The organism is Rhodoferax aquaticus (assembly GCF_006974105.1).
GTDB classification, from domain to species: domain Bacteria; phylum Pseudomonadota; class Gammaproteobacteria; order Burkholderiales; family Burkholderiaceae_C; genus Allorhodoferax; species Allorhodoferax aquaticus_A.
Window position 1 is genome coordinate 1,602,468 of the sequence record NZ_CP036282.1, and the last position, 13,036, is coordinate 1,615,503.

At 52.8% G+C, this 13,036-nt stretch carries 7 protein-coding genes and 4 tRNA genes; 8 read left to right on the top strand and 3 right to left on the bottom strand.

What is annotated here, in order from left to right; translation table 11 throughout:
* The first annotated feature begins 3 nt into the window (after nt 1-3).
* The 7 genes from EXZ61_RS07475 to EXZ61_RS07505 all read left to right on the top strand — a co-directional run bounded on the left by EXZ61_RS07475 (nt 4) and on the right by EXZ61_RS07505 (nt 6,561).
* A tRNA-Leu gene (locus tag EXZ61_RS07475) sits at nt 4-90 on the top strand.
* 136 nt (nt 91-226) lie between these two features.
* Nucleotides 227-1,537 (top strand): trigger factor, encoded by a 1,311-nt coding sequence (gene tig, locus EXZ61_RS07480; RefSeq protein ID WP_142814152.1) that lies wholly within the window; start codon nt 227-229, stop codon nt 1,535-1,537.
* 137 nt (nt 1,538-1,674) lie between these two features.
* Nucleotides 1,675-2,304, top strand: a complete 630-nt coding sequence (clpP, locus tag EXZ61_RS07485) for an ATP-dependent Clp endopeptidase proteolytic subunit ClpP (protein WP_142810540.1) — start codon at nt 1,675-1,677, stop codon at nt 2,302-2,304.
* Nucleotides 2,305-2,408: 104 nt separating this feature from the next.
* Nucleotides 2,409-3,674 carry an ATP-dependent Clp protease ATP-binding subunit ClpX gene (clpX, locus tag EXZ61_RS07490; protein WP_142810542.1) on the top strand — a complete coding sequence of 422 codons (1,266 nt, stop codon included), beginning with the start codon at nt 2,409-2,411 and terminating at the stop codon, nt 3,672-3,674.
* Between the two features lie 132 nt (nt 3,675-3,806).
* Nucleotides 3,807-6,248, top strand: a complete 2,442-nt coding sequence (gene lon / locus EXZ61_RS07495; protein ID WP_142810544.1) for an endopeptidase La — start codon at nt 3,807-3,809, stop codon at nt 6,246-6,248.
* 76 nt (nt 6,249-6,324) lie between these two features.
* Nucleotides 6,325-6,400, top strand: a tRNA-Gly gene (locus tag EXZ61_RS07500).
* Between the two features lie 87 nt (nt 6,401-6,487).
* Nucleotides 6,488-6,561: transfer RNA gene (locus tag EXZ61_RS07505), tRNA-Cys, on the top strand.
* Nucleotides 6,562-7,013: 452 nt separating this feature from the next.
* On the opposite strand, the gene EXZ61_RS07510 is transcribed toward EXZ61_RS07505, so the two are convergent.
* Both EXZ61_RS07510 and EXZ61_RS07515 read right to left on the bottom strand, forming a co-directional pair.
* Entirely contained in the window at nt 7,014-7,871 is an 858-nt protein-coding gene (locus tag EXZ61_RS07510; protein ID WP_142810546.1) for an antA/AntB antirepressor family protein, read from the bottom strand.
* 211 nt (nt 7,872-8,082) lie between these two features.
* Complete coding sequence (locus EXZ61_RS07515) at nt 8,083-8,520, bottom strand: hypothetical protein (RefSeq protein WP_237219120.1); 438 nt, start codon at nt 8,518-8,520, stop codon at nt 8,083-8,085.
* Between the two features lie 559 nt (nt 8,521-9,079).
* Here EXZ61_RS07515 and EXZ61_RS07520 point away from each other — a divergent pair.
* Nucleotides 9,080-9,172: transfer RNA gene (locus tag EXZ61_RS07520), tRNA-Leu, on the top strand.
* Nucleotides 9,173-9,453: 281 nt separating this feature from the next.
* On the opposite strand, the gene EXZ61_RS07525 is transcribed toward EXZ61_RS07520, so the two are convergent.
* Nucleotides 9,454-13,005, bottom strand: coding sequence for a transglutaminase family protein (locus EXZ61_RS07525; protein ID WP_142810550.1), 3,552 nt, complete (start codon nt 13,003-13,005; stop codon nt 9,454-9,456).
* Nucleotides 13,006-13,036: the final 31 nt, after the last annotated feature.

A 13,036-nucleotide genomic window follows, 5' to 3' on the forward strand; every position in this document is an offset into this window, starting at 1 on the left:
TCAGCGCGGGTGGCGAAATTGGTAGACGCACCAGGTTTAGGTCCTGACGCCAGCAATGGTGTGGGGGTTCGAGTCCCCCCCCGCGCACCACTATTTTTGTGAATTGCAGGACGGTTCGCAGCCAGTAAAGGCTTGCGTTCGTCCTCGTTTATTCTTGGAATTTGCAAGACGGTGCAGCAGTCACACGGGTGACCCTCACTGTCTTGAACCATTTAGGAGAACTGATATGGCCGTTACCGTCGAAACTCTGGAAAAGTTAGAGCGCAAGATCACCCTGACTTTGCCTATGGCATCCATTCAGACTGAGGTGGACTCGCGTTTGCGTAAGCTCGCTCGTACCGTGAAGATGGACGGTTTTCGTCCTGGCAAAGTGCCCATGAACGTCATTTCGCAACGTTACGGCTATTCAGTGCACTACGAAGTCATGAATGACAAAGTGGGCGAAGCGTTTTCAAGCGCTGCCAACGAAGCTAAGTTGCGTGTAGCAGGTCAACCTCGTATTACTGAAAGCGAAGGCGCTGCTGAAGGTCAGGTCGCATTCGATGCCATTTTTGAGGTTTTTCCAGAAGTAAAGCTGGGTGACCTGTCTACTGCAGAAGTTGAAAAAATCACGGCGGAAGTGACCGATGTCGCAATCGACAAGACTGTTGAAATTCTGCGCAAGCAACGCCGTACGTTTGCTCAACGTCCACAAGATGCAGCAGCCCAAGATACGGATCGCGTAACGGTTGATTTTGAAGGCAAGATTGATGGCGAGCCATTTGCTGGTGGCAAGGCAGATGCCTACCAGTTCATTGTTGGCGACGGCCAAATGCTGAAAGAGTTTGAAGATGCCACCCGTGGCATGAAAGCTGGCGAAAGTAAAACTTTCCAACTGGCCTTTCCTGCTGAATACCACGGCAAGGACGTCGCTGGTAAGACAGCAGACTTCATGGTGACTTTGAAAAAGGTCGAGGCGGCAAACTTGCCCGATGTAGACGGCGCACTGGCAAAGTCTTTGGGCATTGCTGAAGAAACAGTCGAAGGTTTGCGCGCTGATATACGTAAAAACCTCGATCGTGAAGTGAAGTTCCGTCTCTTGGGACGCAACAAGCAGGCCGCAATGGATGCCTTGATCGCGAATTCTGAGCTGGATTTGCCTAAATCCAGTGTGCAGGCCGAAGTCGCCCGCATGATTGAAAGTGCGCGTGCTGACATGGCTCAACGTGGAATGAAAGACGCTGACAAGGCGCCAATTCCAGAAGACATTTTCTTGCCGCAAGCCGAGCGCCGTGTCCGTCTGGGCTTGGTAGTAGCTGAGCTGGTACGTACCAATGAGCTACAAGCCAAGCAAGAGCAAATCAAAGCGCATATTGATGAGCTGGCCGCTAGCTATGAAAAACCTGCAGATGTGGTGCGTTGGTACTATGGTGACAACCGCCGATTGGCTGAAGTAGAGGCGATCGTTATCGAGAACAATGTGACTGAGTTCGTGTTGTCTAAAGTTAAAGTTACCGACAAAGCCATCACATTTGATGAGTTGATGGGCCAAAACTAACTTGCGTTGGCTTGAATAGTCGCGCTTAGCATATCGAAATGGGGTTTGATCAGGACTTGTGGTCCTGCTTTCAAACCCCATTTGTCTTGGTGGGTTGAGTTTTTTGGATACAGTTAGCACATAACTTTGGAGACGCTATGAATATCAGATACGGAGCGCAGAACGCGATGGATACACAGGCACTCGGCATGGTTCCAATGGTGATCGAGCAATCGGGTCGCGGCGAGCGTTCGTACGACATTTACTCCCGCTTGCTCAAAGAACGGGTAATTTTCTTGGTCGGCCCGGTCAACGACTATGCGGCGAACTTGGTGGTTGCCCAGCTGTTGTTTTTGGAGAGTGAAAATCCGGACAAAGATATTTCGTTCTATATCAATTCACCTGGCGGATCTGTGAGCGCAGGCATGGCCATTTATGACACGATGAATTTCATTAAGCCGGAAGTTTCCACTTTGTGTACCGGTATGGCAGCTAGCATGGGGGCATTTTTGTTGGCCGCAGGCGCTAAGGGTAAGCGTTTTTCTCTGCCAAACTCGAAGGTCATGATTCATCAACCTTCTGGCGGAAGCCAAGGGCAGGCCACCGAGATTGAGATTCAAGCACGCGAAATCTTGAAGACCCGGGAACAGCTGAACATCATCTTGGCTGAGCGCACGGGTCAACCACTGGAGCGCATTGCGCGTGACACTGAGCGTGACTATTACATGTCGGCGGAAGAGTCGAAGGAGTACGGACTTATCGATCAAGTGATCGCTAAGCGGCCTTAATCTCCTAAAGGGCGAATTCGTCGCCGTAACGGTGTCTATCTTGCCGATAGATGCCGTTTCTATTTGGTTATCATTGCGCAACTAAGCGAAAAGGCAGTCTTCACATGGCCGAGAAAAAAGGCTCTTCGAGCGAAAAAACTCTGTACTGCTCGTTTTGCGGCAAAAGTCAGCACGAGGTCAAAAAGCTAATCGCTGGACCTTCTGTGTTTGTTTGCGATGAGTGCATTGACTTGTGCAATGAAATCATCCGCGACGAATTGCCTGCAACTACGGAAAGCAAAGACGCTCGGGGGAGTTTGCCAACCCCGTCCGAGATCAAGGCCAACCTTGATAACTACGTAATTGGGCAGGAGCCGGCCAAGCGAACACTCGCAGTGGCTGTCTATAACCATTACAAACGTCTGCGTCACAAAGAAAAGGCCCGTAAAGACGATGTCGAGTTAGCAAAAAGCAATATTTTGCTGATTGGCCCCACTGGATCAGGAAAGACGCTCTTGGCGCAGACCTTGGCTCGTATGTTGGACGTGCCCTTTGTGATGGCTGACGCTACCACCTTGACCGAAGCTGGCTACGTCGGCGAGGACGTTGAAAACATCGTGCTTAAGCTGTTGCAGAGCTGCAACTACGAAGTGGAGCGGGCCCAGCGCGGGATTGTTTATATTGACGAAATTGACAAAATTTCACGTAAGTCTGATAACCCCTCCATCACCCGTGATGTTTCGGGGGAAGGCGTTCAGCAAGCGTTGCTTAAGCTGATCGAAGGCACTATGGCAAGTGTTCCACCCCAGGGCGGACGCAAGCATCCCAACCAAGATTTTGTTCAAGTTGACACCACAAATATTCTGTTCATCTGTGGCGGTGCCTTCTCCGGCTTAGAGAAAGTGATCGACAACCGTACGCAGTCGTCTGGAATCGGTTTTGGTGCGACGGTCAAAAGTAAAGAGCAGCGCACTCTCACCGAAGTGTTTAAGGATGTCGAGCCAGAAGATTTGATTAAGTTTGGCTTGATACCTGAGTTGGTAGGGCGTATGCCTGTGGTTGCAACCCTGGCAGAACTTACAGAGGATGCTCTGATTCAGATCTTGACAGAACCCAAAAATGCGCTGGTCAAGCAGTACGCAAAGTTATTGGCTATGGAAGGGGCTGAGCTAGAAATTCGCCCGAATGCACTCAAGGCAATAGCCAAAAAAGCTTTGGCACGCAAAACAGGGGCCCGAGGATTGCGCTCTATTTTGGAGCAATCTTTGATTGACACCATGTTCGAATTGCCAAACGCAGAAAATGTTGAAAAAGTTGTCGTTGATGAGTCAACGATTGAAGAGAACCAGCCTCCGCTGCTGGTTTACCGCGAAGCCGCCAAGAAGGCCTGACACGTATAGACGCCGTAGCTATCGTTGGATGCGGCGTCAGTTCTACTGATATTGACAGCACAAAGGTCTGACGATGTGCTTGAAATTCAGGTAAATCAGACCATATTCAAAAGGTAATAAAAAGGTTTCCCAATGTCTGGCCATATTCCCCTACTCGCAACCCCACTCGACCTTCCGCTCTTGCCACTGCGTGACGTGGTTGTGTTCCCCCATATGGTGATTCCACTGTTTGTGGGGCGTCCAAAGAGTATCAAAGCACTTGAATCTGCGATGGAGTCGGATCGTCGCATCATGTTGGTTGCCCAAAAGGCGGCTGCAAAAGACGATCCGTTAGTTTCGGATATGTTCGACGTGGGTTGCGTATCCACTATTTTGCAAATGCTGAAGTTGCCAGATGGGACGGTGAAGGTCCTAGTTGAAGGTCACCAGCGCGCTACAGTCAATAGCATTGTGGAAGGCGAATCACACTTCACTGCCAATGTAACGCCTGTTGAAATCATCGCAGAAATTGAAGAGAAGGGCCGCGGCAAAGCCAGTGAAATTGAGGCATTGCGCCGAGCCGTGATGCAACAGTTTGATCAGTACGTCAAACTGAATAAAAAGATTCCACCTGAGATACTCACCTCCATCGCAAGTATCGATGATGCCGGTCGCTTGGCGGACACCATTGCGGCGCATTTGCCCCTAAAGCTTGACAGCAAGCAAGCGGTTTTGAGTTTGTCGACAGTGAAAGATAGGCTCGAAAATCTGTTTGAGCAGATTGAACGTGAAGTCGATATCTTGAATGTTGACAAGAAAATTCGCGGTCGTGTAAAGCGTCAAATGGAGAAGAACCAGCGCGATTTCTATTTGAACGAGCAGGTCAAAGCGATCCAAAAGGAGCTGGGTGAAGGTGAAGAAGGCGCTGACATCGAAGAGATCGAGAAGAAGATCAAGTCAGCAAAAATGCCAAAAGACGCCCTGAAAAAGGCGGAGGCTGAGTTGAAAAAGCTCAAGCTCATGTCACCCATGTCGGCAGAAGCGACGGTTGTGCGTAACTACATCGATGTACTGGTGGGATTGCCATGGACTGCAAAAACAAAGATTAAGCATGATTTGGCCAATGCTGAAAGTGTCTTGAACGAAGACCACTATGGATTGGATAAAGTCAAGGACCGTATCCTTGAGTATCTTGCGGTTCAACAGCGAGTGGATAAGGTAAAGGCCCCCATTCTTTGTTTGGTTGGACCTCCAGGTGTGGGTAAGACCTCCTTGGGGCAGTCCATTGCAAAGGCGACGGGGCGCAAGTACGTGCGCATGGCTTTGGGCGGTATGCGCGACGAAGCCGAGATTCGGGGACATCGGCGGACTTACATCGGTGCCATGCCAGGCAAGGTTTTACAAAATTTATCAAAAATCGGCACGCGTAACCCCTTGTTTCTCTTGGACGAGATCGACAAACTGGGAACGGATTTCCGGGGTGACCCTAGTAGTGCCTTGCTAGAGGTGCTAGACCCTGAGCAAAACCATAAGTTCGGCGATCACTACGTCGAAGTAGATTACGACTTAAGCGACGTGATGTTTGTTGCTACTTCGAACTCGATGAACATTCCGCCGGCCTTGTTGGACCGAATGGAAGTGATCAGACTGTCTGGATATACCGAAGACGAAAAAACCAGTATTGCCATTACATACTTGCTGCCCAAGCAGATGAAAAACAATGGGGTTAGTGGTAGTGAGATGTCAATCAGTGACGAGGCTGTGCGTGACATAGTCCGTTACTACACGCGTGAAGCGGGTGTGCGTTCCCTTGAGCGGGAGCTCTCCAAAATATGTCGTAAAGTTGTTAAAGGTCTTTTGCTCAAAAAACTTCAGCCGCAAGTGGTTGTTACAACCGACAACTTGAATGACTACCTTGGCGTCCGCAAATACACCTATGGGCGTGCTGAAGACCAAAATCAAGTGGGTCAAGTAGTTGGATTGGCTTGGACCGAGGTAGGCGGAGATTTACTCACCATTGAAGCGGCGCTTACCCCTGGCAAAGGTGTCATTACGCGAACAGGATCTCTTGGTGATGTGATGAAAGAGTCCGTTGAAGCCGCTAGAACCGTGGTTCGTAGCCGCTCCCGACGACTAGGCATAAAAGACGAAGTCTTTGAAAAGAAAGATATTCACATACATGTGCCCGATGGCGCAACTCCAAAAGATGGACCCAGTGCAGGTGCCGCTATGGCGACTGCCTTTGTTTCTGCACTGACCGGTATCCCTGTGCGTGGTGACGTTGCCATGACCGGAGAGATCACATTGCGCGGCGAGATTACCGAAATTGGCGGACTCAAGGAAAAGCTTTTGGCTGCGCTGCGAGGTGGAATCAAGACGGTGCTGATCCCCGAGGCAAACGCAAAGGATTTGCAAGACATTCCAGCTAACGTCAAGAATGGGTTAGAGATTATTCCTGTGCGTTGGATTGACAAGGTTTTGGAGCTCGCGTTGGAAACTACGCCGGTTCCCCTCCCTGAGGACGATCCTGCACCTACTACTGCGGTAGCAGTCTCAGCGCAGCCAGCGCAATTACTTGAATCTGTGAAGCACTGACGGTCAGCGAATCTTCAAAAAAGTGATTTGGCGTTTTTTTCTTGGCCGATATGCGTTACAATATTGTGATTGAAATGCGGGAATAGCTCAGTTGGTAGAGCGCAACCTTGCCAAGGTTGAGGTCGAGAGTTCGAGACTCTTTTCCCGCTCCAGTTTCTAGAAAAAGGGAAGCGTTTATTGCTTCCCTTTTTCATTAGATGAAGTTCTGACTTCAGTATTACTGAGCAATAGATAAGACTGGCGCGGTAGCAAAGCGGTTATGCCCCGGATTGCAAATCCGGTTAGTCCGGTTCGACTCCGGACCGCGCCTCCATCAAATCCCCCGTAAACAGTAGGTTTCTAGCTACAAAAACTGTAGCACGAGGGGATTTGCTGCGCCAAAAATCTACACAAATCCGTACCTATACCACCCGTTTGGGTGGCAATACCACCCGACACCGGACCGAATTGGGCGGTTAGTTGTGTTGATGTATCAAGCACTTCCTTTAGGTAGTACGCGTTGGCCAGCATCCAACCCCGTGGCACTACCCTTTAAACATCGTGAAAGTCCAGGCGCCAATCTGCTCAGCGCCTTGAAGCGCAATAGGGGGCGTGTGGTTCACGATCTTCTCCAATAGAAAAAGCCTAGGTCGAAAACCTCATGCTAGATTGCTCAGGCAATTTGACAGACGCTGCCTATGGAGCGCAGGTGTTCGGCCTAGGTCTACAGGCTATTCGCCGCCAAGTGAGTCACCTATCCGTATCGGTTTTTTGTCACTGGCAAGGTTATGCCGACTTTCGGCGTCTCTTGGGCTTCGTGGGTTCTTTTGGAGGGACGTAGCCGTTGTCGTACTTGTGCACCATGTCGTACGCATAGGTCCCTTCAAGGAACTTGGGTCTGCGCGCGAGTTTCAGCGCCCGGGCTTCTTCCTTCTTTGCATCCTCCAGCTTGACGATGGAGCGTGCCCACTGCACCACGTCCTTGACTGGGTCGTCATGGGCATGCTCCCCTTGCGTCATCCGGCGCAGGATCGCACTGGCCTCTAGGTGGCTGGCCATTTGGTTGCGTACGGCCTCGACAGGAATACCTTGCGCCCTTGCGGCAGCGTTCAGATCCATGGAGTCCAGTACCTTGTCGATAGCTCTGACGCTGTCGTAGTCCTGCATCCTCACCGCCCTGAGCAGGGATTCGCCCAACTCATAGTTCTTGTGGTGCTTGAGGTTTTCTTTGTAGTCTTCCTCGATTTGCTTTGTGGCCTTGTGCTCGTAGGCCAATCGCTGCTCTGTGAGGAACTGCTTGCGGATCGCGATGTACTCTTTGCGGATCTCCTTGCCCTTGTCGGTGTTGGACATCAGCGCAATATGCTCGCAGGCGTCGAGCGTGATGTGGTACTCGATGGTTCGCTGGTCACCGCCAAATGTGCTCGCATTTTTGGGCGTATCTTCATTTGACGCCATTTCTTGCTCACTTTTTGATGAGCAAATCGTGATGTAGTCCACGTTTTCCTCAAGGCCTGCGCGACCTATCTGGGCCTTGATCCAGTTGCTGAAGTCCTTCTGTATGCCCAGTTTGGTGTACAGGTTCCGTGCGTTGGTGGTTTGGACGGTGTTTCCGTCGAGATTGATTTCCTGAATGTCGGCCATTTTTTGGCTCTCCTATGGGAAGTCCTTGGTCGAAGCCCTCATGCTGGATTGCTCCAGCAAGTTGAAAGGCACGCGTAATACGTGTAGGGCTTCGGCCAAGGTCTATTACGTTACCGCTTTCAAACGGTACGCCCACGGTATGAGGGTTTTGGCGGCTGGTCAAGGTTGAGCTCCCGTTTTTTGGCGGTGCTCAAAGTTTAGGCGGTCAGGTTCAGTCCAGCTTGGACTCTACGAAGGGTTTGAAGCCCTTGTAGATGTCAATCTTTTTGCTGGCGCACGACCAGAAATCCCAGTACTCGTAGCAGGTGACATCAAGTGCGATCTTGGAGGTGTTGCCCTTGTCGGGCGTCATGGTGGCACCGACGCTGTGAGTAGCGTACTCGTTGACGCGGAAGGGCCTAATACTTACGTCGTCTGAACTCTGCATCTTCATTCCAGAATTGTTCTGGACGTAGATTTTGGTTAGCTTGAACGCCTTGTCGCACTGGTCTCTGCTGGTGCAGGTGAGGATGGAGTCACGCTCTGCGGTTAAGGCTGACATCTCGAAGTCTTGCCGGGCCTCAAGGTTTGCCGCCCTTGTGCTCGCGCTCTGTGGTGTACCACACCCTGCTAGGGTGGCTAGGGCTAGCGCGGCTAGTAGTGTTTTCACGCGGTTTCCTCCTCTGTTTGTTGTGCTTGCAGTTTAGACGCTTCGTGCTTGGCTTTGCGCACCCGGCGCGCGATAGTTGCAGCGTCAACGGTGGGGTAAACCTGTCAGCAAGTGCACTTGCTACTCAAGCCAAAGCACCCGCCACCCCTGGGTTGTTTCGAGCAACGGAGTTTTTGTCTGGGGAGAACCCGTTGGCCAAAGCAACCAACCCTGTGAGGCTCCTGGGGTGCTTGCCGAGAACATGTGCGGCGTGACAACAAAAACATCTGTAGCGAAGGGGGGGATTGACTTCACCAGCCTACTTGCTGTAATCGCTGGTTGGCTCCCCGGTTATACTTACACCTGCGAATTTAGACTTGGATCAAGCAAAGGTGGCAATTCGGGTGGCGTAGTGGTCACTAACCTGCAAAGCCCCTGTTCATGCGTGTTCTGAAGGCGTAATGGGATTGCAAATCCGGTTAGTCCGGTTCGACTCCGGACCGCGCCTCCAGACTTTCTGGACTAAATGCCTCATCAATGCACGTTGACGAGGCATTTTTGTTTGAAAATAGTGCAGCGTGCCCGAGTGGTGAAATAGGTAGACACATCGGACTTAAAATCCGCCGCTTCGTGAATAACGGGCGTACCGGTTCGATTCCGGTCTCGGGCACCAATTAGCACTTTCGGACCATCTCACACCCCCTCATAACCCGCTCTGGCTATAGCTGCAGCGGGTTTTTTGTTGTCTAACGTCATCTTGCCAGGGGGACATGTCTTACCGTCAACCTGACAGCATTTAGATTGGTACAGGTCAAAAGCATCGCAAAGGGGGAGCGCCCAGAAGCAACGCCCCCTTTCGCTGAAAAATATCAACCCATTGGGTCGTCAGATGCAAAAAAACGTTGGCATTCAGCACTTGTCCTTTGTGTACCTTGATCAAAAGTGCGGGGCCATTTAACTTCGGCGAAGGTCTTTCGTAAACGGAAATTCTTTGCTACCCGGCACGTGAATGGTTGCCTCGGGAATCACGAGTTTTCCCGGTGTGTGGCCCATGGCTGCAAAGCGGGATAGCCGACGACTTTCTGCTTCGTAGCCGTTTACGGGGAATGTTTCGTAGTTCAATCCACCGGGGTGAGCCACAAAGTACTGGCATCCACCTAGCGATCGCTTCATCCAAGTGTCCACAATGTCAAAGGTGAGCGGCGTGTGCACTCCGATGGTTGGATGCAGACTACTAGGAGGGTTCCATGCCTTGTAGCGAACTGCTGCAACAAATTCACCTACAGTTCCTGTACTTTGCATGGGCAAGGCCTTGCCATTACAAGTTACCACATAGCGGCTCTCGTTAAGGCCGGTTACTCGAACCTCCATGCGCTCTAGGCTTGAGTCCACATAGCGGGCGGTGCCGCCTGCGCTGCTTTCTTCGCCCATCACATGCCAAGGCTCCAGTGCGCAGCGCAGCGTCATTTCTACGCCCATGCTCTTGACCGAACCCACCATCGGGAAGCGGAACTCGTAGTGCGGGGCGAACCAGCTGGTGTCGAACGCGTAGCCCGCAGCTTGCATGTCGGCGATCACATCATCAAAGTCCATTTTGATGAAGGTGGGCAGCATGTAGCGGTCGTGCAGCTCGGTGCCCCAGCGAGTGACCGGAGCCTTGTAAGGCGCTTTCCAGAATCGGGCGACCAAAGCGCGCAGCAGAAGCTGCTGCACGCTGCTCATGTGGGGGTGCGGCGGCATCTCGAAGGCGCGCAACTCTAGCAAGCCCAAACGGCCCGTGGACGAGTCTGGCGAGTACATCTTGTCGATGGAAAACTCGCTGCGATGGGTGTTGCCCGTCACGTCGATCAGTATGTTGCGCAGCGTGCGGTCCACCAACCACGGCGGCATGCTCTGGCCGTAGAGTTCGCGATTTTTGTAGATCTGCTCAATCGCGATTTCCAGTTCGTAGAGCTGGTCGTTGCGGGCTTCGTCCACGCGCGGTGCCTGACTGGTCGGGCCTACAAACATACCGCTGAACAAGTAACTCAAAGACGGGTGGTTGTGCCAGTACAGCAGCAGGCTGGCCAGTAGCTCAGGTTTTCGCAGGAAGGGGCTGTCTGCCGGCGTGGCACCTCCCATCACAAAGTGGTTACCGCCACCGGTGCCGGTGTGGCGGCCATCGGTCATGAACTTCTCGGCGCTCAGGCGCGACTCGAAGGCCGCGTTGTACAAAAACTCGGTGTTGTAGACCAGTTCTTTCCAGTTGGTGACGGGGTGCACGTTGACCTCGATCACGCCGGGGTCCGGGGTGACTTGCAGCAGCTTTAAGCGTGGGTCGCGGGGAGGTGGGTAGCCTTCTAGCACGAGCTGCATCTTGAGCTCAGTGGCGGTTGCTTCGATGGCGGCCAACAGGTCGAGGTAGTCCTCTAGTCGCTCAAGAGGCGGCATAAACACGTACAAGACCCCTGACTTGGAGCCTTGGGCTTCAGCTTTAGGGCCACTGGCGCGGCGTGGATCGCGTACCTCTACGCACAGTGCGGTGCGGGTGATCCAGTGGGCGGATTCAAATCGAGTGGGCGATTTGGCGAACAGGGCCGGCTCAGGCTGCGTGGCGTGCTGTGCATGGGTGGATATGCTGGTGTCTCCGCTGCCAGGCGTGGCTTGCATCTTACGACCGGCTTCTGGCACGGCCAGATTGCCAGCCAGATAGGGCAAGCCACTAGAGCCCACCGATCCACTGGCTATGGAGGCGCTGCCAGTGCTGCCCGATGCATAGCGTGCAGCAAATGTGGAGTGGAGGGGGAGTTGGCCACGGTCCACCGTGGGATCTCTCTCTACTAGGTAAGGGAAGTCACCTTGGCTCACCCACGGCAGAGAGTCTAGGGGTAAGCGCAGACCCATCGGAGAGTCACCAGGCATGAGGTACATGCGCTCATCACGGAAAAACCATGGGCCAGTCGTCCACCTGGGTCCCGCAAGCTTTGGGTTATTGGTTTGGGTTTTTGCGCCGCGGTCATCGGCCACTTTAAGAGGCAGCACATAGCCCACAACCGAATCCAGCTTTTGTTCAAAGACTCGCCGCAGACGCGCACGTTCCATCTCATCATCAAGCTTGCTGTTGAACGGATCTACATTGACCGGCAAGCGGCGCTCGCGCCACAGGTAGTACCAAGTGTCTTCATAACCAGCCTGCAGATACTTGTCGGTGAGTCCCAGATTGCAGGCTAAGCGAGATACAAAGCGCTGGGCATCTGTGGCTGTGTAGTGCGTCGGTTTGCGCTCATCGGTGAATAACTCTGGGTTGTTCCAGACTTTTTGCTTGTCGGCGCGCCAGTAAATATTAAGTGCCCAACGCGGCAATTGTTCGCCGGGATACCACTTGCCTTGGCCGAAATGCAGAAATCCACCTTGGCCGTATTCGTCACGCAGTTTGTGCACCAGTTCGGTTGCAAAGCCGCGTTTCGTGGGGCCCAAGGCGTCAGTGTTCCACTCAGGCGCATCGCGGTCGTTAACCGCCACAAACGTGGGTTCTCCTCCCATTGTTAGGCGCACATCACCCGCTAGGAGCTCGGAGTCCACGTGGTCGCCCAAGTGCATGACCGCAGCCCACTGCTCAGGGGTGTAAGGCTTGGTGACACGAGGAGACTCGTATAAACGCGTGACCTGCATGTGGTGTTGGAACTTCACTTCGCTCTCATCCACGCCACCTTCAATTGGCGCTGCTCCCGAGGGCTGCGGCGTGCAGGCCAATGGGATATGCCCCTCACCTGCCAAGAGACCGCTCGTAGCATCAAGGCCAATCCAGCCTGCGCCGGGCAAGTAAACCTCGCACCAAGCATGCAGGTCTGTGAAGTCCACTTCCGTGCCGCTAGGACCGTCGAGAGACTTCACATCGGGGGCGAGCTGAATCAAATAGCCCGATACAAAGCGCGCAGCAAGTCCGCAGTGCCTCAGCAATTGGACCAGCAGCCATGCAGAGTCACGGCATGAACCCGACCCTAGCGTCAGCGTCTCTTCCGGAGTTTGGACGCCCGGCTCCATGCGAATGGTGTAGTCCACAGACTGGTGAACCATGGTGTTGAGGTCCACCAAAAAGATCACGCTACGGCGTTTCGTTCGGTCAATCTTGTCCAAATACGCCTGCAGCAGGGGCGTCATAGGGTCCGCTGCCAAGTACGGCAGAAGCTCTTGTTTGAGCTCAGCCGCGTAGGTAAATGGGAACTCTTCGGCCTCGGGTTCAAGGAAGAAGTCGAACGGGTTGTACACGGCCATTTCGACGACTAAGTCGACGGTGACCTTGAACTCCTTTGTTTTTTCCGGAAAGACTAGCCGTGCTTGGTAGTTGGCAAATGGATCTTGTTGCCAATTCACAAAGTGGGTAGCTGGCTCGACTTTGAGGGAGTACGAGATGATTTTGCTGCGGCAATGGGGCGCTGGGCGCAGACGGATCACTTGGGGACCGAGATTGACTAAACGGTCGTAGGAGTAATGGGTGACGTGGTTCAGTGCTGCGTGGATGGACATGGGGCCGGTCTCGTTAAATCTCACACTGGAA

What these genes read in the sequence shown, in the direction of transcription:
- tig (WP_142814152.1), top strand. Translation starts at nt 227, where the DNA reads ATGGCCGTTACCGTCGAAACTCTGGAAAAGTTAGAGCGCAAGATCACC.
- clpP (WP_142810540.1), top strand. Translation starts at nt 1,675, where the DNA reads ATGAATATCAGATACGGAGCGCAGAACGCGATGGATACACAGGCACTC.
- clpX (WP_142810542.1), top strand. Translation starts at nt 2,409, where the DNA reads ATGGCCGAGAAAAAAGGCTCTTCGAGCGAAAAAACTCTGTACTGCTCG.
- lon (WP_142810544.1), top strand. Translation starts at nt 3,807, where the DNA reads ATGTCTGGCCATATTCCCCTACTCGCAACCCCACTCGACCTTCCGCTC.
- EXZ61_RS07510 (WP_142810546.1), bottom strand. Translation starts at nt 7,871, where the DNA reads ATGGCCGACATTCAGGAAATCAATCTCGACGGAAACACCGTCCAAACC.
- EXZ61_RS07525 (WP_142810550.1), bottom strand. Translation starts at nt 13,005, where the DNA reads ATGTCCATCCACGCAGCACTGAACCACGTCACCCATTACTCCTACGAC.